Raw genomic sequence first — 19750 nt, 5'->3', positions numbered from 1 at the left:
GCGCCTCGTCGATGCTGCCGACCCCGACCCCGAGACGGCGACCCCGGCGTCGCTGGATCCGGGCCCGGCGCCTCACCCAGGAGGCCTTGTGACGTCGGAGCGCGCCGTACACTCCGCCCCGGAGTTGACGACAGAGTCATGGATCGAGAAAGATGAGACTGCTCCATGGTCGGCTGGCCTCGAATCCATCCCGGCCCCGGAGCACAGCAGGACTGCAGGACGGACAACTGCATCGCGGGACGGCGCGGAGGCCTCGAATCCTCCGCATCGCACCGCATCGACGGGCGCGGGCCGCGAGCCCAGGTCGCTCCTGAAGGTCGTGAAGGTCGTTGGGGAAGACGCACCTACACGTCGGAGGGACACGTCATGTCGTCAACGATCACGCGGGGAGTGCTGCACATCCACTCCGCCCCGCAGGCGCTGTGCCCTCATATCCAGTGGGCGCTCGAGGCGCTCTCGCAGGGACGCACCGCGCTGGACTGGACCGCCCAGGACGCGGAGCCCGGTTCCCTGCGCGCCGAACTCACCTGGGCCGGTCCGGTCGGGACCGGCGCGCTGATGGCCTCTGCCCTGCGCACGCTGGGTCGGCTGCGCTTCGAGATCACCGAGGAGCCCTCGCCCGGCGCGGACGGCTCCCGCTGGTCCTTCACCCCGGACCTCGGCGTCTTCCACGCCACGACCGATGCCGCGGGCAACGTGGTGGTCTGCGAGGACCGCATCCGCTACGCCTTCGAGAACTCGCACGGCAGCCCTGCGCTCGTCGTCAACGAGCTGTCCCTGGCTCTCGGCGAGGCCTGGGACGAGGAGCTCGAGCCGTTCCGCCTGGCCGCCGAGGGCGCCCCGGTGCGCTGGCTGCACCGCGTGTCCTGAGCCGACGTCCCCGCGTCGGCGCGGCTGACGCGTCCGTGCAGACGAGGAAGGGCCCTGCACCACCGGTGCGGGGCCCTTCCTCGTGCGCTGCGTCAGGGATCAGACGGAGCGGAAGGCGACGACGGCATTGTGGCCGCCGAAGCCGAACGAGTTCGACAGCGCCGCCGCATCCCCGGAGCGCAGCTCGCGCGGCTCCGTGACGACGTCGAGGTCGATCGCCGGGTCCTGGTGGTCGAGGTTGATGGTCCGCGGAGCCGTGCGCTCCGTGAGCGCCTTGATCGTGAGGATCGCCTCGACGGCGCCGGCCCCGCCGAGCATGTGCCCGGTCATCGACTTGGTGGCCGAGACGGGGATCCCGTCGATGGCATCGCCGAGCGCGGCGCGCATGGCGGTGGCCTCGGGGAGATCGCCCTTGGGGGTGGACGTCGCGTGCGCGTTGACGTGGATGACGTCCTCCGGGGCGATGTCGCCCGAGGTCAGCGCCTCCCGCAGGGCGCGCGCCGCGCCGCCGCCGGTCTCATCGGGGGCCGTGATGTGGAAGGCGTCGGCGCTGAGGCCCGCCCCGGCGAGCTCGCAGTAGATGCGCGCGCCGCGGGCCTTGGCGAACTCCTCCGACTCGATGACCACGGCCCCGGCGCCCTCGGCCATGACGAAGCCGTCGCGGTCGATGTCGTACGGCCGGGACGCGCGCTCGGGCTCGTCGTTGCGGGTCGACAGGGCCTGCATGGCCCCGAAGGCCGCGAAGTTCACGGGGTGGTTGGCCGACTCGGCGCCGCCGACGACGACGACGTCCGCCTTGCCGGCCTGGATGAGCATGAGCCCCTGGTAGAAGGACTCGGTGCCCGAGGCGCAGGCGGAGACGCTCGTGATCGCGGCGGCTCGGGCCTTGAGCGCCATGCCGATCGTCGCGGAGTTGCCGTTGGGCATGAGCATGGGCACGGTCATGGGCATGACGCGGCGCACACCGCGTTCGCGCATGGTGTCCCAGGCGTCGAGCAGCGTCCAGGCGCCGCCGATGCCGGTGCCGTACACCACGGCCAGGCGCTCGGGCTCGATCTCCTCGGACTGCTCGGCGTCGTCGCCGGAGAATCCGGCGTCGGCCCAGGCCTGCCGGGCCGAGATCAGGGACAGCTGCCCGGAGGGATCCAGGCGCTTGGCCTCGACGCGGCTGAGCACCTCGGAGGCCGGGGTGGACACCGAGGCGGCGATGCGGGAGGCCGTGGGGTACTCCTCGAGCCAGTCGGCCTCGATGGCCCGGACTCCGGAGACTCCGGCCAGGGCGTTCTGCCACAGCTCGGGAACGGTCCCGCCGATGGGCGTGGTGGCTCCCAGCCCGGTGACGACTGCTTTGCGGGTCATATGCGGTGCTGCTTCCTGATCTATCGGGCGGAAGGGGACCGGGAGCCCGCGACCGCGGCTCTGCCTGTGTCCTCGGGCCGCGCGATGCGCGCGGCGAGGAACCCGGCACGGCGCGCGGCCGCGGGCTCCCGGGGGCCGATCAGCCCTGGGCGTTGTCGATGAAGTCGACGGCGTCCTGGACGGTCTTGAGGTTCTTGACCTCCTCGTCCGGAATGGTCACCTCGAACTTCTCCTCGCAGTTCACGACGATCGTCATCATCGAGATCGAGTCGATGTCGAGGTCCTCGGTGAAGTTCTTCTCCGGCTGGACCGCGTCGGTCTCCAGGCCGGTCTCCTCGTTCACGATCTCGGCCAGACCTGCCAGGATCTCTTCCTTGCTCGCCATGCTGTCTTCCTTTCATCGGGCCCCGGTGCGGGGCCGTCCCAATCGAACCGGCCGGCGGATGCCGTCCGGTGGTCTCCGGTCTCCTCGGGCGGGTTCCGGAAGACCCATGTCGTGTGTGCGGTGCTCACTCTACGGCCGGCGGGCCGCCGGCCGCGGAGGCTTCCGATCCCCGGAGAGGACGGCGCGGGCCGCGTGCTCTCCGGCCGCTGGATCGGCAGGAGCGGGGGCGGTCTCCGCTGAGGGGATCGCCCGAGGCGCCGCAGCTCAGGGCAGGATCACGACCTGCGCCGCGAACACCAGCCCCGCTCCGAAGCCCACCTGCAGAGCGGGCTTGCCGGACAGCTCCGGGTGCTCCTGGAGCAGCCGGTGCGCGGCCAGCGGGACGGAGGCTGCCGAGGTGTTGCCGGCATCGGCGATGTCGCGGGCGATGACCACGGACTCGGGCAGCTTCAGGACCTTGGCCATCTGGTCGATGATGCGCATGTTCGCCTGGTGCGGGATGAACGCCCCGAGGTCCTCCGGGCCGATCCCGGCGGCCTCGAGCGCCTCCGTGACCTTCTTGGCCACCTCGAACGACGCCCAGCGGAACACGGTCTGGCCGTCCTGGCGCAGCGTGGGGGTCAGAGGCGCGTCGGCCGGCATCTCGCCGGTCTCCTTGTCCGCCAGATCGGCGCGGAACGGCCGCTCGCCGCCCTGCTCGATCACGCGCAGGTCGGTCAGGGGATGGGTCATGCGGATCGCCTCGGCCTTCGAGCCGTCGGAGCCCCACACGGTGGGGGCGATCCCGGGCGTCTGCGACGGGCCCACGACGGCGGCCCCGGCCCCGTCGCCGAGCAGGAAGCTGATCGAGCGCTCCCCGTTGTCGATGACGTCCGAGAGCTTCTCGACGCCGACGACGAGCACGTGCTCGGACATGCCCGAGCGGATGAGGGCGTCGGCCTGGGCGATCCCGTAGCAGTAGCCGGCGCACGCCGCCGAGACGTCGAACGCCGCCGCCGGCGTGGCCCCGATCCGATCCGCGAGCACAGCGGCCATCGAGGGGGTCTGGTACGGGTGCGAGATGGACGCGACGATGACCGCCGAGAGCTGGGACCCCTCGATCCCCGAGGCCTGCAGCGCCTCCCGGGAGGCCTCGAGCGCCATGTCCAGAGCCGTCGTGGACTCGTCGGCGCGGTGCCGGGTCACGATGCCGGTGCGCTGGCGGATCCACTCGTCCGAGGACTCGATCCACTGGCAGACGTCGTCGTTCGTGACCGTGACGTCCGGGCGGGACGCGCCCATGCCCAGGATGCGGGAATGGGCGGTCGGGGTGTACTGGTTCAGCGTCACCATGCGCGCGTCTCCTCGTGGATCGTCGATGTGCTCGAAGGCGTCCGTGCTCGGACCTCAGGCCAGGGCGCTGCGGGCGTCCGCGAGGGAGTCCGCCGAGCTCACGGCCAGCGCCGGGACGCCGCGCAGGGCACGCTTGGCGAGTCCCACGAGCGTACCCGCGGGCGGCAGCTCGACGAGCTGGGTGACCTCGCGGCGCTTCATCTCCGCCATGCACAGGTCCCATCGCACGGGGCGGCAGACCTGGTCCACGAGGGATCCGAGGTTCGCCTCACCGGAGCCCACGGCCCGACCGTCGGCATTGGACAGCAGCGGGGAGCTCGGGTCCCTGGGCGACAGCGTCGGCGCCAGCTCGCGCAGGGGCTGCTGGGCCGAGGACATGTAGTCGGTGTGGAAGGCCCCGGCGACCTGCAGGGGCACCACGCGGGCGCGCTCTGGCGGGTCCGCGGCGAAGGCCTCGAGGGCCTCGAGGGAGCCGGCGGCGACGATCTGCCCGCCGCCGTTGACGTTGGCGGGGGTGAGGCCCGCGGCCTCGATGGCCTCGCGGACGGCGTCCTCCTTGGGGGAGAGCACCGCGGACATGCCGGTCGGCGTCTGCGCGGCCGCCTCGGCCATCGCGGTGGCGCGCGTGCGCACGAAGGCCATGGCATCCGCCTCCGACAGCGCGCCGGCAAGGGCCGAGGCGGTGATCTCGCCCACGGAGTGGCCCGCGAACAGTAGGTCGTCGCGAGCATCGAGCTCGCGGCGCAGAACGCGAGCTGCCATGAGGCCGGCGGCCACGATCAGGGGCTGGGCCACAGCCGTGTCCCTGATGGTCTCCGCATCGGCCTGTGTGCCGTAGCGGATGAGGTCGAGCTCGGCGGCCTCCGAGAGCTGCTCGAGGTGCTCGCGCACGCCGTCGAGCGGGAGCCACTCGGTGAGCATTCCGGGCTTCTGGGCACCCTGTCCGGGGCAGAGGATCGCTATCACCGCAGAAGTCCATCATGCCTGCCCCTGCTGCGGGCACTGCGGCACACACGAAGCCGCCGACGGTCCTTTGTCCGGTCCCTACAACGCCGGGCCGGCGGCCTCCGAGACGGCCCGGCGGCCGGACCGCGAGGACTGTGCGAGTCCGCCATCGGCACCGGATCCGGCGGTCCGATCCGAGCCTTCGGCCAGGCGCCCGGCCACGAGTGCGCAGTGCAGCACGAACATGTCGCGCGGCACGAGCGGGTCCCACCCGGTCAGATCCGAGATCCGCCGCAGGCGATAGCGCACCGTGTTCGCGTGGACGTAGAGCTCGCGCGACGTGGCCTCGAGGGAGTGCCCGACCGAGATGAAGGTCGACAGGGTCTCCTCCAGGCCGGTGGTCGAGGCGGCCAGGGGAGCGTGGATGTGCTCGACGATCGCGGCGCGGGCCTGCAGATCGCCGGTCATCAGCCGCTCGGGCCACAGCTCCTCGGAGTGCACGGGGCGCGGAGCGGCGGGCCAGGCGCGGGCAGCGGCCAGCCCGGACACCGCAGGCCCGGTCGAGGCGGTGACCGAGAAGAGCGACTCGGCCTCCGGGCCGTACACGACGGGGCCGGGGCCGAAGAGCCCGGCCAGGCGCCCGAGCGCGCGGTCGGAGTGCTCCATGTCCGCGAGCATGAGCATGAGGCGGCTGCCCTGGATGGAGACCAGGGCGTCGGAGGAGTGCCGCGCCGCCACGCGGCGGATGCGCGCCACGACGGCCGGGGTGGTCTGCTCGGGGCTCGTGCCGACGATCGCGGTCACGGGGCCGCCCGACGTCCAGCCCAGGGCGGCCACACGCGAGCGCAGGGCGTCGCTGCGCTCGCCGCTGAGCAGCCCGTCGACGACGACCGCCTCCATGCGCGCATCCCACGAGCCGCGGTTCTCCGCCGCGCGGGCGTAGATGTCGGCGGCGGCGAAGGCGATGTCGCGGGAGAAGCGCAGCACGCCGTCGCGCAGGACGGCGGCATCGCTGCCCGTGGCGAGCTCGGGGACCTGGTCCTCGACGACGTCGACGACGACGCGCAGGACCTGCAGCGCCTGGTGCAGGGAGATCGCGCTGGTCAGATCGGTGGGCGCCTCGCGGAACAGCGTGGACAGCAGCTGGTCGTCCTCGGGGTCCTCGCACCACGAGACGAAGCCGGCGATGCCCCGCTGGGCCATGAGGCCGAGCTCCGAGCGGTCCTTGGCCTGCAGCTCGGAGAACCAGGGCAGGTCCTCGTTCAGCCGTTCGACGGCCACGTCCGACAGCGGCGCGACATTGGTGCGCACCCGGTCCAGCGTCTTGCGTCCGGGCATCGGCTCGGCCTTGCGCGCCGAGCGGCGGGAGGCCTTGCCGGACTTGGGGCCCAGGAACCACCGGGTGCCCGCCGTCAGGGGGCTTGCGGCCCGGGGATCGGGGTCCGTCGGAGTGTCCTTGGCCATGAGCGCCAGGATACGACACCGCTGTCGAGGCGCCGCCCGGCAGGCGGCCCGCATGCAGAAGGCGGGGACGACGGCGCGTCCCCGGGACGGACCGGGGCCCGGGACGATCCGTCCCGGGCCCCGGAGGTGCTGCGGCAGCCGCTCAGCGCGGGCTGCGCAGCGGCGATCCGCGCAGGATCAGGCGTCGCCTCCCGCGTTGCCGGAGGTGCCGGCCTTCGGGTTGAGCAGGTCGTACTTGTCGATCGCCTTCTGCACGGTGTCGGCGTCGATCTCGCCCTGCTTGGCGAGCATCTGCAGGGTGCGGACCGCCATCGAGTGGGAGTCCACGTGGAACCAGCGGCGGGCGCCGGCGCGGGTGTCCGCGAAGCCGAAGTCGTCCGTGCCGAGCGTCGCGAAGTCGTTCGGGACGTACTGGCGGATCATGTCCGGGACCTCGGAGGCGTAGTCCGTCGAGGCCACGATCGGGCCCTCGGCGCCGGAGAGCGCCTGGGTGACGTACGGGGTCCGCACGCCCTCCGACGGGTTCAGGAACGCGTCCTTCTCCGCGGCCATCGCGTCGCGGCGCAGCTCCGTCCAGGAGGTCACCGACCAGACGTCGGCGGACACGCCCCAGTCCTCGGCCAGCAGCTTCTGCGCCTCGAGGGCCCAGGGCACGGCCACGCCGGAGGCCAGCAGCTGGGCGCGCGGGCCCTCCTGCTCGGAGGCCTTCAGGTGGTAGATGCCCTTGAGGATGCCCTCGACGTCGACGTCCTCCGGCTCGGCCGGCTGCTGGATCGGCTCGTTGTACACCGTGAGGTAGTACATGACGTCGTGGTCCTCGTCCTGCGTGCCGTACATCTGCTCGATGCCGCGCTTGACGATGTGGGCGATCTCGTAGCCGTAGGCCGGGTCGTACGTCATCACGGCCGGGTTGGTGTTCGCCAGGATCGGCGAGTGCCCGTCCGCGTGCTGGGTGCCCTCGCCGGTCAGCGTGGTGCGCCCGGCGGTCGCTCCGATGATGAAGCCGCGGGCGCGCTGGTCGGCGGCCGCCCAGAAGACGTCGCCGGAGCGCTGGAACCCGAACATCGAGTAGAAGAGGTAGAACGGGATCATCGCCTCGCCGTGGGTGGCGTAGGAGGTGCCCGCGTTCAGGAACTGCGCGGTCGCGCCGTCCTCGTTGATGCCGGGGTGCAGGATCACGCCCTGCTCCGACTCCTTGTAGGACAGCATGAGCTCGCGGTCCACGGAGAGGTAGTTCTGCCCGTTCGGGTTGTAGATCTTGGCCGTCGGGAAGAACGAGTCCATGCCGAACGTGCGCGCCTCGTCCGGGACGATCGGCACGATGCGGTGGCCGAACTCCTTCTCGCGCATGAGGTCCTTGAGCGTGCGCACGAGCGCCATGGTGGTCGCCGCGAGCTGCTTGCCCGAGCCCTTCTTGGCGGAGGCGAAGGCCTTGTCCGACGGGAGCGCGATCTCCTTCTGCTCGTGGCGGCGCTCCGGCAGGAAGCCGCCCAGCTCCTTGCGGCGCTCGAGCAGGTACTGGATCTCGGGGGCGTCCTCGCCCGGGTGGTAGTACGGGGCGTTGTACGGGTCCTCGAGCTGCTCGTCCTCGATCGGGATGCGCAGGTGGTCGCGGAAGGACTTGAGGTCCTCCACGGTCAGCTTCTTCATCTGGTGGGTCGCGTTGCGGGCCTCGAAGTGCGGGCCCAGCCCGTAGCCCTTGACGCCCTGCGCCAGGATGACGGTCGGCTGGCCCTTGAACTCGAGGGCCGCCTTGTACGCGGCGTGGATCTTGAAGTAGTCGTGCGCACCGCGCTTGAGGTTCCAGATGTCGTCGTCCGACAGATCGGCGACGAGCTCCTTGGTCTCCGGCGTGCGGCCGAAGAAGTGATCGCGGATGAACGCGCCCGACTCGCCCTTGTAGGTCTGGTAGTCGCCGTCGAGCGTCTCGTTCATGATCTGGACGAGCTTGCCCGACGTGTCCTTCTTGAGCAGCTCGTCCCACTCGCGGCCCCAGACCACCTTGATGACGTGCCAGCCGGCGCCGCGGAAGAAGGCCTCGAGCTCCTGGATGATCTTGCCGTTGCCGCGCACCGGGCCGTCGAGGCGCTGCAGATTGCAGTTGACCACGAACGTCAGGTTGTCGAGCTTGTCGTTGGCCGCGACCTGGAGCACGCCGCGCGACTCGGGCTCGTCCATCTCGCCGTCGCCCAGGAACGCCCAGACGTGCTGGTCGGAGGTGTCCTTGATGCCGCGGTTGTGCAGGTAGCTGTTGAACTGCGCCTGGTAGATCGCGTCCATGGGGCCGTTGCCCATCGAGACGGTGGGGAACTGCCAGTAGTCCGGCATCATGCGCGGGTGCGGGTAGGAGGACAGCGCGTGGCCCTCCTTGGTCTTCTCCTGGCGGAAGCCGTCGAGGTCCTCCTCGGAGAGCCGGCCCTCGAGGTAGGAGCGGGCGTAGTTGCCCGGCGAGGAGTGGCCCTGCCAGAAGACCTGGTCGCCGCCGCCGGGGTGATCGGCCCCGCGGAAGAAGTGGTTCTGGCCGACCTCGTAGAGGGTGGCCACGCCGGCGAAGGACGAGATGTGCCCGCCCACGCTGATCTCCGGCTTCTGGGCGCGCTGGACCATCATGGCGGCGTTCCAGCGCATGTAGGCGCGGTAGCGGCGCTCGATCTCCTCATCGCCGGGGTACTCCGGCTCCTGATCCACCGGGATGGTGTTGATGTAGTCGGTGGTCGTCACCATGGGGACGCCGACGCCCTGGGATCCCGCGTCCTGCAGGAGAGCGCGCATGATGTACTGCGCGCGCTCGGTGCCCTGGGTCCGGACGAGGTCCCGCAGGGACTCGACCCACTCCTCCGTCTCCTCCGTGTTGGAGTCGGTGAGCTGGCTGGTGAGCCCGCTCAGGATGTGATTGTTGCTCTCGGATGCCACGATCAACCTCTCTTCGTCGAGTGCGGCGGCGGTCCGGGCGGCTGCTGCCCGTTGTGCGGGCGGCGCCACCGGAAGTCCTCAGACCATCATCCAACATCCTGTGCTCTCCCGCGTCCACGCGGGTGCCGCACGTTGCTCGGCAGGGCATGCGTTTCTGGTCACAGCCGCGGGCTCGGAGCCGGCGCCGCCGGGCCGGTGCGACGGGCGCTCCGGCGGGTCCGGGGGTTGCCGTGCTCCTTGCACGTCAGGCGCAACAGGTGTTGTGTTGCACGAGAGCCGGATCGCATCTGCGGTCCGGGAAGGACCGAAGCAGCCGCGTCCAGCGCGGCCGACGACGGCGCAGCTCCCACCGGGCGCGCCGACGAAGGAGAGTGAAGTGGGCGAGGCCAACGCCGCCGCGGACGACACGATGGGGGAGCTGAAGCTGCCCGAGGATGCGATCGTGCAGGAGTTCGGATACGACGACGACGTCGACTTCGACCTGCGCGAGCGCATCGAGGACCTCACCGGGTCGGCGCTGCTCGACGAGGACGACCAGGAGGTCGTCGACGCGGTGCTGCTGTGGTGGCGCGACGGCGACGGGGACCTGATCGACGCGCTCGTCGACGCCCAGACCCAGCTGGACACCGGCGGTGCCGTCTGGCTCATGACTCCGAAGCCCGGCCGGGACCACCACGTCAGCCCCGCCGACGTCGAGGCCGCCAGCTCGACGGCCGGCCTGCACACCACGTCGAGGGCCGGCGTGAGCGAGGACTGGACGGCGCTGCGCCTGGCGCCCAAGCGGAACCACTGAGGCACCCGGCAGGCCGCCCGGCCAGCTCCTACCCCCGAACCGCACGATGATCCGCGACCCCCACGAGCCCTCGTGCTCCGCCCGGGCCGCCGCGAGGTGAGACCCATGATCGAGATCGGCCAGTTCGCGCCCGACTTCTCCCTGACCAACCAGTACGGCGAGGACGTGACGCTCTCCGAGCACCGCGGCCGGGCCGTGGCCCTGGTCTTCTACCCGTTCGCGTTCTCGTCGGTGTGCACCGGCGAGATGTGCCAGCTGCAGGACATGATGGACGAGGTCCAGGAGGCCGATGCCCTGCTGCTCGCGGTCTCCACCGACTCCTCGTACGTCCTCAAGGCCTTCGGCCGCGAGGAGTCCCTCGAGTTCGACCTGCTCTCCGACTTCTGGCCGCACGGGGAGACCGCGCGGTCCTTCGGCGTGTTCGACGAGGACTCCGGGATGGCCACTCGGACGACCTTCCTCATCGACGGCGACGGCATCGTGGTCGATCGCTTCACCTCCGAGATCAGCTCCCCGCGGCCCGTCGACCGCTACCGCGAGGCGCTGGCCAAGCTCCCCGCGGCCGAGGCGTGACGCCACCGGTCCGCGTCCTCAGGGCCGGCTACGGCCCGAGGGACACCCCGGATCTCTTCCCCGACCCCGCGGCGCTGAGCCTGGGGGACGGGCTCCCGCGTGTCCTCGCGACGATGGCCGGGCGGCGGACGGCGGTGATCACCGGCGCCGGCGTCTCGACCGCGTCGGGCATCCCCGACTACCGGGGCCCGGACGCGCTGCCTCGCCAGCCCATGACCTACCAGGAGTTCACGGGCTCCGAGGAGCGCCGGGCGCACTACTGGTCCCGCAATCAGATCGGGTGGCGGAACCTCGCCGACGCCGAGCCGAACCCGACGCATCTGGCGCTCGCGCGGCTCGAGGCCGCCGGCGCGGTGCAGGGGATCATCACGCAGAACATCGACCGTCTGCACGAGCGCGCAGGGGCCCGCTGCGTGGTCGATCTGCACGGCCGCTACGACCGGGTGCGCTGCCTGGGGTGCGGCACGCTGATCCCGCGTCAGGTCTGGTCCGACCTGCTCGACCGGCTCAACCCGGAGGCGGCCGCGGCCTCGCCGGACCCGGAGGACATCGACTTCGCCCCGGATGCCGATGCCGAGGTGGCCTACGCCGGCGGGACCTACCGCGTTCCGCCGTGCCCGGTGTGCGGAGGGGTGCTCAAGCCGGACGTGGTGTTCTTCGGCGAGAGCGCGGCGCCCGACGTCGTGGCCCGCGCCTGGCACCACACGGACCGGGCCGAGGCGGTGCTCGTGCTGGGGACCTCCCTGACGGTCCACTCGGCGCGGCGCTTCGTGCGCCGGGCCGTGCGCGAGGACAAGCCGGTCGTGATCGTCAACCACGGCCAGACCCGCTCGGATGCCGATGCGGCCGTCAAGATCGACGCCCGGGTCGACGAGTTCCTGCTCGCCGCCGAGGAGGACCTGACGGAGGCGGCTGCCTCGGCTGCGTCGAGGTCTTCGGCACGTTCTTCGGCATCGTGATGGAGAACACCAGGTTCTGCACAGATTCCTGTGGCCGGGCCGTGCTGCGCGAGGTGACTCGAGGGTAATGTTGCCGCAGCATCGGGTGATGGCGGCTGCGAAAGTCTTCCACCCGATGCCTCCAATTCCAGGGCCTTTAGCTCAGCTGGCAGAGCACTGCGTTTACACCGCAGGTGTCATCGGTTCGATCCCGGTAGGGCCCACCGGCCCCGGGCACGCCGCTCAGGCGTGGAAGCGAGCTCCCTTCACGATCCGGTCGACCGCATTGCGCGGCCCGCGCAGGGCGATCCCCACGAGATCGAGATCCGCCGCGGCGTGCGCGGCCGCCTCGGCGCGGTTGGCCTCGTCGTGTCCGGTGCCGAACAGCTCGCGGATGTAGATCGCCAGCGAGACGTCCTCGCGCGCCGCGGCCTTGGCGCGCGCCCTGCTCAGGAGCTGCGCGTCGGCGCTCAGCACGAGCACCGGCTCGCGCAGCATCGGCAGGTACTCGGTCCCGTCGCCATCGCGATACGGCTCGCCCGTCAGACCGGGGGCGCTGGTCGCGATGCCGGACATGAGGAAGGCCGTCACGTTGAGCTCCTGCCACGGGGCCAGATCCTCGCCCAGCACGACCACGACCTTCGTGTCGAAGCGGGGCGGGGCGGCAGGCCTCTGCGATGTCGTCTCCGGGGCCTGGGGCGTCTGCTGCGGGTCGTCCATGCTCCGCAGTCTGGCGATCGGGGCGCCCTGCGGTCTTGTACGTTCCTTGCATCGCCCGAGGCTCTCCGCCCGGAGCCCGCAGCCCGCGGCGGGCTCGTCGGGAGACCGTCAGGCGGAGCGGGCGAAGGAGCGGCTGAACGCCTGCCCGGACCGCACGAGCTGCTGCCCCGGGCCGAGCCGCTCCGCCTCGTAGGCCCGGAGGCCGCGGGGCGCGTCGGCCGGGCCGCTGCCGCTGAGGTGCCGTGCCAGGGCGGCCGCGTCGTCGAGCGAAGTTCCGAAGCCGCGCCCGGTCATCGGGGTGGGGACGTGGGCGGCGTCGCCGATGAGCACCAGGCGGCCGGCCGCCAGCCGGTCGGGCACGTACTCGGTGATCGGGGTGCCCACGAAGCCCGTTCCGCCGACGGAGTCGAGGATCGCATCGCGCCACGGGCGGGGCCATCGCCGCCCGGCCTCGCGGGCGAGCTCCCGATGCACGGCCTCGTCCAGATCCTCGGAGCGCAGCGAGTGGCGCCCGGTGCGGCCGCGGACCGCCCCGCGGCGGCGGAAGAGGTCGTTGCGGGTCCCGTCGTACCACGCCCAGCCCAGGCGCCGGTCCCCGGGAGCGGTCGAGCCGTCCCCGCCGGCCAGCGGGTAGCCCAGCAGCAGGTGGTCCCCGCTGTCGATGAGGTCGAGACCCCGCGGCCAGTCGCGGATCCGGCCGAGGTCGCGCTCGGCGGCGACCCCGAGCCAGAGGACGTACCCGGCGAAGGAGGCCTCCGGATGATCCGGGGCGACCGTCCGGCGCACGAGGCTTCGATAGCCGTCCGCCCCGACCAGGACGTCGGCGGTCCACGTCCGCCCGTCGTCGGCGCGCGCCCACGCGCCCTGGTCGTCCTGGCCGATCTCCCCGACGCGCGTGCGGTGGCGGATGACCATGCCGGGTTCGGACTCGGCGGCTCGGCACAGGCCCTCGTGCAGGCCCGCCCAGGTGGAGGGGACGTCGGAGCCGGGGTCCCCGCCTCCGGGCCCGGCCATCCGCGCGGCGGCGCGGGCGTGCTCGGGTCCGAGCACCCTGCGCAGGTCGGCCTCGCGGACCACGAGCGAGGCTCCCGATGGGCGGTCGCGATCGGCGCGCTCGAGCAGGGTGACGCGGTGCCCCTCCCGCGCCAGCGCGATGCCGGCCATCAGGCCGGCCAGCGATCCGCCCACGACGAGGACGCGCAGCCCGGTCGGCGTCTCGATCATCCGTCGCTCCTCTCCTGGAGATGATGCGATGTGACGGTGCTCCCGCGACCGCCGACGACGGGCGCGGGAGCACCGCGATGGGGAGGCCGTCCGGATCAGGCCTCGGGGATCTCGATGCTGAAGCTCTCCGGAGTGATCGACGAGGGGTCCGGGCCGCCGCGCACTCCGGTGTCGAGCGCGTCGATCCGGGCCAGCTCGTCGCCCGCGAGCTCGAGTCCGAGGACGTCGAAGTTCTCGGCGATGCGGGCGGGGGTGACCGACTTCGGGATCGCGCAGCGGCCCCGCTGCAGGTGCCAGGCCAGCATGACCTGCGCCGGGGTCCGGCCGTGCGCCCGAGCGATGTCGGCGATCTCCTCGTCGTCCAGCGTGCTCTTCCCGCCGCCGTCGGAGTAGAAGGTGATGCCGCCGATCGGGGACCAGGCCTGGGTCAGGATCGAGTGCCGGGCATTCGCGGTCTGCACCTCGGGCTGCTGGAAGTAGGGGTGCACCTCGATCTGATGGACCGCCGGCACCTCGGTCGTCTCCGCGAGGAGGCGGTCGAGGTCGCCGGTCATGAAGTTGCTGACCCCGATCGCGCGGACGCGGCCCTGCTCCAGCAGGGTCTCGAGAGCCCTGTAGGCCTGGATCGTCGACTCGAACTGCGCGGTGACCGGCTGGTGCAGGAGCAGCAGGTCGATCTGCTCGACGCCGAGCTTGCCGGCGGACTTCTCGAACGCGTGCAGGGTCTCCTCGTAGCCGTAGTCGTTGATCCAGATCTTCGATTCGAGGAAGACCTCGGACCGGTCGAGGCCGGAGCGGCGGACGGCCTCGCCGACCTCGCGCTCGTTGCCGTAGGCCGCCGCGGTATCGATGTGCCGGTACCCGACGCGCAGGGCCTCCTCGACCGCGGCCGTCGTCTCCTCCGGCGGGGTCTGGAAGACCCCGAAGCCGAGAGCGGGCATCTCGACGCCGTTGTGCAGTCTCAGTCGCGGTGCTGTGGTCGTCATGGTGGTGGTCCCTTCCGCAGAGATGGGCCGAGGCCATCTGGCACGATCCCCAGCTGCCGGTGGCGCGAGCACCCTGAACCGGATACTCCGCATCCACATGAGTGACGATAGCAGGGAAGCGGATATGATGCATCCGGTTGATAGGGTGGCGATCATGTCGGAACCGAGACTGCGCAGCGATGCGGCCCGCAACCGCGAGCGGCTGCTCGCCGCCGGGCGCGAGGTGTTCGCGCAGCGCGGGCTGAGCGCGACCCTCAACGACGTCGCCCATCGGGCCGGCGTCGGCGTGGGGACGGCCTACCGCCGGTTCGCGAACAAGGAGGAGCTGATCGAGGCGATCCTCGTCCAGCAGGTCGAGGAGCTCGAGGCGATCCTCCGCGAGGCGCTGGCCGAGTCCGATCCCTGGACCGGGGTGGTCTCCTACCTCGAGCGCTCCCTGGCGATCCAGGCCGAGGACCGCGGGGTGGCGCAGGTGCTCTCGGGGCAGTTCGCACCGCCGCAGAGGTTCGACTGGAGCCGCGACCGGCTGGCCCCCCTGGTCAACCGGCTGGTGGATCGCGCTCGGGATGCCGGCGCGGTGCGCGACGACGTGACCGGAACCGACCTCGTCCTGCTGCAGGTCGCCCTCACGGCGATCGCGACGACCGCGCAGGACGCCCCGACTGTGCCCGATCGCTCAGACGTCGATCAGCTCTACCGCCGGTACCTCTGGATCGCCCTCGACGGCCTGCGGCCCCGCAGCGGCGACGCGTCGCCGCTGCCCGTCGCGCCGCTGACCACTCTGCAGGCCCACGTGCTCCTGGGCTCCGGGCCCCAGGACTGAGCCGGGCGTCCTCGGCGACCGGCCCCCGGTCGCCGAGCTCCCGGCCGCCGCGACCCCGGGGCGGGCCGTCGCAGTGATCCGCATCATTGATCTCCGACATATCAGCCGATATGCCGCGGCGATATCGTCGGGGACGTGATGCCCTCGTCCTCCGCTCCCTCCGCAGCACGTCCGACCCGCACGTCGTCGCGGCGGCGCGGATGGCGGGACATGGCGGTCATCGTCTGGATGCTGCTGGCCCTGGCCGTGGCTCTGACCCACACCTGGGTCCCCGAATCGACCTGGCTGCTGATCCATCTGGTGGGCCTCGGCATCATCACCCACTCGATCATGGTCTGGAGCGCGTACTTCACCCGAGCCCTGCTGAAGGTGCGCGGAGGCGACGACGACCGGGAGCGGGAGGGACGGCGGCTGGGCGCGCTCGCGCTGGGCACCGCGGCCGTGCTCATCGGCGTGCCGCTCGTGCAGTGGTGGCTCGTCGCGCTCGGCGCCGCGGTCGTCAGCGGTGCGGTGGCGGCCCACGTCCGCTGGATGGTGCGCAGCCTGCGCGCGTCGCTGCCGGCGCGCTTCGCCGTGAGCGTCCGGTACTACACCGCCGCCGGGATCCTGCTGCCCGTGGGGGCCGCTTTCGGGGCGGCCCTGGCCTTCGGGCTCGGGGAGGCCGCCCATGCGCGCCTGCTCGTGGCGCACACCATGACGATGCTGCTGGGATGGGTCGGCCTCAGCGTCGTCGGGACCCTGGTCACGTTCTGGCCGACGGCCCTGCGCACGCGGATGGACCCGCGCTCCGGGGAATTCGCCCGGCGCGCGCTGCCGATCCTGCTGGCAGGGCTCGCCGTGGTGGTGGCGGGCTCCCTGGCGGGTATGCGGGTCGCTGCGGCCGCCGGGCTCGCGGTCTATGCGGCGGGCCTGATCCTGTGGGGCCGCACACTGGTCTCGGCGCTGCGCCGGACGCGGGTGCGGGAGTTCGCGCCGGCCTCCATGGGCGCCGCGATGCTCTGGTTCTGCGCGGCTCTGCTGCTGACCGGCGCCGCCGTCCTGGGCCTGGACGACGCTCGGCTGGCCGAGGTCTACCCGACTCTGGGCGGGGTCTGGACGGTCGGCTTCCTCCTGCAGCTCGTGATGGGGGCCATGGCGCGGCTGCTGCCGACGGTCCTGGGCGGGGGGCCGCGCGTCGTGAAGGCCGCGTCCGAGCCGTTCGAGCGCGGTGCCTCGCTGCGGCTGACGATCATCAACCTGGGCCTGCTGATCTGGCTGCTGCCCTTGCCGCCGTGGGTCCGGATCGCGGTCTCCACGGCTGTGCTGGCGGCGCTGGCGTGCTATCTGCCGCTCACGGTGCTCGGGATCCGCGCCGGGGTGCGCGCCAAGCGCGAGGCGATGGCCGGGAGCTGCGAGGACTCCGCCCGGTCCGGGCGGCGTTCGGCCGCCGGACGTACGAGCGGGCTCGGCGCGGCCGGCTCCGCCGCCGGCATCGCGGTCCTCGCGCTCGCCGTCGGGCTGGGGCTCGGAGTCCAGGACCGGCTGGAGGGACCGGCGGCGGGCGCGCCCGAGACGGCCGCGGGGGTCGAGCCGACGGGGGAGACCGTCCGGGCGGAGGTCGCCGCCCGCGACATGCACTACTTCCCGAGCTCGGTCGAGGCCCAGGCCGGGGACCGCGTGGTGATCGAGCTGACCAACGAGGACGCCGCGAACGTCCACGACCTCCGGATCGGCGGGCAGACCACGCCGCGGCTGTCCGAGGGCGAGAGCGCCGAGATCGACCTGGGGGTGGTCGGGCAGAGCCTGACGGGGGAGTGCACCGTCGTGGGCCACGCCCAGATGGGCATGACGTTCGAGGTCGAGGTCGAGGGCGGCGAGGACTCCGGGCCCTCGGCGCAGAGCGGGGCGGCCGGTCCGGAGGCCGGGGTCGGCGCAGTGCCCGGCGCGGCGCTCGAGCGGACCGTCGACCCGACTGCTCCGGGGCGCCGGGAGGAGACGGTGCACCGGATCCGGCTCGAGGTCTCCGAGCAGCCGCTCGAGGTAGCCCCCGGGGTCTGGCAGGAGCGCTGGACCTTCGACGGGCAGCAGATCGGGCCCACGCTGCGCGGACGGGTGGGCGACCGGTTCGAGATCACCCTGGTCAACGACGGCTCGATGGGCCACTCGGTCGACTTCCACGCCGGCGACGTCTCCCCGGACGCCCCCATGCGCACCATCGCGCCGGGCGAGGAGCTGGTCTACGAGTTCACCGCCGAGCGCGCCGGTGCCTGGCTCTACCACTGCTCGACGGCGCCGATCTCCTCCCACATCGCCGGCGGGATGCACGGCGCGGTGATCATCGAGCCGCCGGGGCTGCCCGAGGTCGACCGGGAGTACGTGCTGGTCCGCTCCGAGATCCACCTCGACCGCGAGGACGCCGCGGGAGAGCCCGGCATCGCGCGCGAGCAGGCCCGTCCGGTCGACGCGCAGTCGGTGGCCGACGACGACCCCGATCTGCTGGCCTTCAACGGCATCGCCCATCAGTACGAGCAGGAGCCCCTGGAGGCGGCCGTCGGAGATCGCGTGCGGCTGTGGGCCGTCGACGCCGGGCCGAACCGCGCCATGAGCCTGCACGTGGTGGGCGAGCAGTTCGACACCGTCTACAAGGAGGGCGCCTACTCGCTGCGCGGGGGCCGGGATGCCTTCGGGGGCGCCGATGGCGGCGCCCAGGCCCTCGACCTCGCACCGGCGCAGGGCGGGTTCGTCGAGTTCGACGCCAGCTCGCCCGGCGACTACACGATCGTGGACCACCGGATGAACCAGGCCGAGGCCGGGGCCACCGGCACGCTCGAGGTGCGCTGAGGTGCGGCGGGACCGGGCTGCGCGGGGGCCGAGGCAACTTCCTGAACCCGCCCCGCGGCTGTCCGGGGACATGGCTAGGCTGACGCCATGAGCTCAGAGAAGAAAGCCCAGATCGGCGTCACCGGCCTCGCGGTCATGGGCGCCAACCTCGCCCGCAACTTCGCCCGCCACGGCTACACCGTGGCCCTGCACAACCGCTCGGTCGGCAAGACCGACGCGCTGCTCGCCGAGCACGGCCACGAGGGCGACTTCATCCGCACGGAGACCATGAAGGAGCTCGTGGACTCGCTGGAGAAGCCGCGCCGCATCCTGATCATGGTCAAGGCCGGGGCTCCGGTCGATGCCGTGATCGATCAGCTCGTCCCGCTGCTGGACGAGGACGACATCATCATCGACGGCGGCAACTCGCACTTCCCGGACACGATCCGCCGGGAGCAGTCGCTCGCGGAGAAGGGCCTGCACTTCGTGGGCGTCGGCGTCTCCGGCGGCGAGGAGGGCGCGCTGAACGGCCCCTCGATCATGCCCGGCGGCTCCGAGAAGTCGTACCGGTCGCTCGGGCCCATGCTCGAGTCCATCGCCGCGGACGCCGAGGACGGGACGCCGTGCTGCGCCTGGATCGGCACCGACGGCGCCGGCCACTTCGTCAAGATGGTGCACAACGGCATCGAGTACGCCGACATGCAGGTCATCGGCGAGGCCTACGAGCTGCTGCGGCAGGTCGGCGGCGTGGAGCCCGCCGATCAGGCCGAGATCTTCACGCAGTGGAACACGACCGAGCTGGCCTCCTACCTGATCGAGATCACCGCCGAGGTCCTGAAGCAGGTCGACGCCCGCACCGGCGAGCCGCTCGTGGACGTGATCGTGGATGCCGCGGCCATGAAGGGCACCGGCACCTGGACCGTGCAGGCCGCGCTCGAGCTCGGCTCGCCCGTCACGGGCATCGCGGAGTCCGTGTTCGCCCGCGCCCTGTCCTCGACCGAGCGCGACACCCGGCTCGAGGCCCAGAAGGTGCTGCCCGCCGGCGTCCCCGAACCCACGACGGTCGACGACGAGGCCTTCGTCGAGGACGTCCGCCGCGCCCTCTACTGCTCCAAGCTCGTGGCCTACGCCCAGGGCCTGGAGATGCTGGACGCGGCCTCCGCCGAGCACGGCTGGGATCTCGAGCTCGACAAGATCGCCTCGCTGTGGCGCGCGGGCTGCATCATCCGCGCCGAGCTGCTCGAGGACATCATGGCGGCCTACAAGGACAAGGAGACCGCCCCGCGCAACCTCCTGTTCGCCCCGGCCTTCCGCGAGGAGATCGAGAAGTACCTGCCGTCGTGGCGCCGCGTGGTCGTGGAGGCCACGAACCGCGGCATCCCGGCGCCGGTCTTCGCCTCGTCGCTGTCCTACTACGACGGCCTGCGCCGCCCGCGCTCGAACGCCGCGCTGACCCAGGGCCTGCGCGACTACTTCGGCGCGCACACCTACCTGCGCACCGACGCCGAGGGCGCGTACCACACGCTGTGGAGCGGCGACCGCTCGGAGATCGACGCCTGAGCGGACCCGCCGCCCGGGACGACGGGGGGGGGGGTGTGGCGTGGCGCCGGTGGTGGTGGGGGGGTG

General features: G+C 72.0%; 16 protein-coding genes and 1 tRNA gene. 8 read left to right on the top strand and 9 right to left on the bottom strand.

The features are described 5' to 3' along the window. Window positions 1–366: 366 nt before the first annotated feature. Window positions 367–870 carry a DUF3145 domain-containing protein gene (locus FSY66_RS05060; RefSeq protein WP_144791865.1) on the top strand — a complete coding sequence of 168 codons (504 nt, stop codon included), beginning with the start codon at window positions 367–369 and terminating at the stop codon, window positions 868–870. A gap of 99 nt (window positions 871–969) precedes the next feature. Here FSY66_RS05060 and FSY66_RS05055 read toward each other — a convergent pair whose 3' ends face one another. The 6 genes from FSY66_RS05055 to aceE form a co-directional block, all read right to left on the bottom strand. After that, a complete protein-coding gene (locus FSY66_RS05055) occupies window positions 970–2229 on the bottom strand; it encodes a beta-ketoacyl-[acyl-carrier-protein] synthase family protein (protein ID WP_144791863.1) in 1260 nt (419 codons plus the stop codon). A gap of 139 nt (window positions 2230–2368) precedes the next feature. Beyond that, window positions 2369–2614 carry an acyl carrier protein gene (locus tag FSY66_RS05050; protein WP_144791860.1) on the bottom strand — a complete coding sequence of 82 codons (246 nt, stop codon included), beginning with the start codon at window positions 2612–2614 and terminating at the stop codon, window positions 2369–2371. Between the two features lie 264 nt (window positions 2615–2878). Next, window positions 2879–3946, bottom strand: a complete 1068-nt coding sequence (locus FSY66_RS05045) for a beta-ketoacyl-ACP synthase III (RefSeq protein WP_144791858.1) — start codon at window positions 3944–3946, stop codon at window positions 2879–2881. A 54-nt stretch (window positions 3947–4000) separates the two neighbouring features. After that, window positions 4001–4912, bottom strand: a complete 912-nt coding sequence (locus FSY66_RS05040; RefSeq protein WP_144791856.1) for an ACP S-malonyltransferase — start codon at window positions 4910–4912, stop codon at window positions 4001–4003. A gap of 78 nt (window positions 4913–4990) precedes the next feature. Continuing rightward, entirely contained in the window at window positions 4991–6355 is a 1365-nt protein-coding gene (locus FSY66_RS05035; protein ID WP_144791854.1) for a PucR family transcriptional regulator, read from the bottom strand. Window positions 6356–6532: 177 nt separating this feature from the next. Next, window positions 6533–9268, bottom strand: a complete 2736-nt coding sequence (gene aceE / locus FSY66_RS05030) for a pyruvate dehydrogenase (acetyl-transferring), homodimeric type (protein WP_144791853.1) — start codon at window positions 9266–9268, stop codon at window positions 6533–6535. A gap of 376 nt (window positions 9269–9644) precedes the next feature. Between aceE and FSY66_RS05025 the strand changes: the two genes are divergently transcribed. The 4 genes from FSY66_RS05025 (at window position 9645) to FSY66_RS05010 (ending at window position 11796) form a co-directional block, all read left to right on the top strand. Further along, the gene (locus tag FSY66_RS05025) at window positions 9645–10061 is read left to right on the top strand and encodes a DUF3052 domain-containing protein (RefSeq protein ID WP_186304428.1); all 417 of its coding nucleotides are present in this window, start codon (window positions 9645–9647) and stop codon (window positions 10059–10061) included. Window positions 10062–10166: 105 nt separating this feature from the next. Continuing rightward, window positions 10167–10634, top strand: a complete 468-nt coding sequence (locus FSY66_RS05020) for a peroxiredoxin (protein WP_144791851.1) — start codon at window positions 10167–10169, stop codon at window positions 10632–10634. After that, window positions 10631–11593: a Sir2 family NAD-dependent protein deacetylase gene (locus FSY66_RS05015; protein ID WP_144791849.1), complete on the top strand. Its 963-nt coding sequence runs from the start codon at window positions 10631–10633 to the stop codon at window positions 11591–11593. Before FSY66_RS05020 ends, FSY66_RS05015 begins: the two co-directional genes overlap by 4 nt. A 130-nt stretch (window positions 11594–11723) precedes the next feature. Next, window positions 11724–11796 (top strand) — tRNA-Val (locus tag FSY66_RS05010). A gap of 19 nt (window positions 11797–11815) precedes the next feature. Here FSY66_RS05010 and FSY66_RS05005 read toward each other — a convergent pair. From FSY66_RS05005 to FSY66_RS04995, 3 genes are all read right to left on the bottom strand, one after another. Further along, on the bottom strand, window positions 11816–12292 hold the full coding sequence (locus FSY66_RS05005; protein ID WP_144791847.1) for a DUF2000 family protein: 477 nt from the start codon (window positions 12290–12292) through the stop codon (window positions 11816–11818). A 108-nt stretch (window positions 12293–12400) separates the two neighbouring features. After that, window positions 12401–13516 (bottom strand): FAD-dependent monooxygenase, encoded by a 1116-nt coding sequence (locus FSY66_RS05000; RefSeq protein WP_144791845.1) that lies wholly within the window; start codon window positions 13514–13516, stop codon window positions 12401–12403. A gap of 95 nt (window positions 13517–13611) precedes the next feature. Then, the gene (locus tag FSY66_RS04995) at window positions 13612–14502 is read right to left on the bottom strand and encodes an aldo/keto reductase (protein WP_144791843.1); all 891 of its coding nucleotides are present in this window, start codon (window positions 14500–14502) and stop codon (window positions 13612–13614) included. Window positions 14503–14656: 154 nt separating this feature from the next. On the opposite strand from FSY66_RS04995, the gene FSY66_RS04990 reads away from it, so the two are divergent. From FSY66_RS04990 to gndA, 3 genes are all read left to right on the top strand, one after another. Then, window positions 14657–15325: a TetR/AcrR family transcriptional regulator gene (locus FSY66_RS04990; RefSeq protein ID WP_144791841.1), complete on the top strand. Its 669-nt coding sequence runs from the start codon at window positions 14657–14659 to the stop codon at window positions 15323–15325. A 210-nt stretch (window positions 15326–15535) separates the two neighbouring features. Further along, window positions 15536–18145 (top strand): multicopper oxidase domain-containing protein, encoded by a 2610-nt coding sequence (locus FSY66_RS04985; RefSeq protein WP_260853465.1) that lies wholly within the window; start codon window positions 15536–15538, stop codon window positions 18143–18145. Between the two features lie 87 nt (window positions 18146–18232). Further along, the gene (gndA, locus tag FSY66_RS04980) at window positions 18233–19684 is read left to right on the top strand and encodes an NADP-dependent phosphogluconate dehydrogenase (RefSeq protein WP_144791837.1); all 1452 of its coding nucleotides are present in this window, start codon (window positions 18233–18235) and stop codon (window positions 19682–19684) included. Window positions 19685–19750 lie beyond the last annotated feature (66 nt).

Origin of the sequence: Kocuria palustris (genome assembly GCF_007666205.1) — a bacterium.
Taxonomy (GTDB): Bacteria; Actinomycetota; Actinomycetes; order Actinomycetales; family Micrococcaceae; genus Kocuria; species Kocuria palustris_A.
Note: the sequence above shows the minus strand (reverse complement) of the source record. Positions and strands in the feature narration are given on the sequence as shown.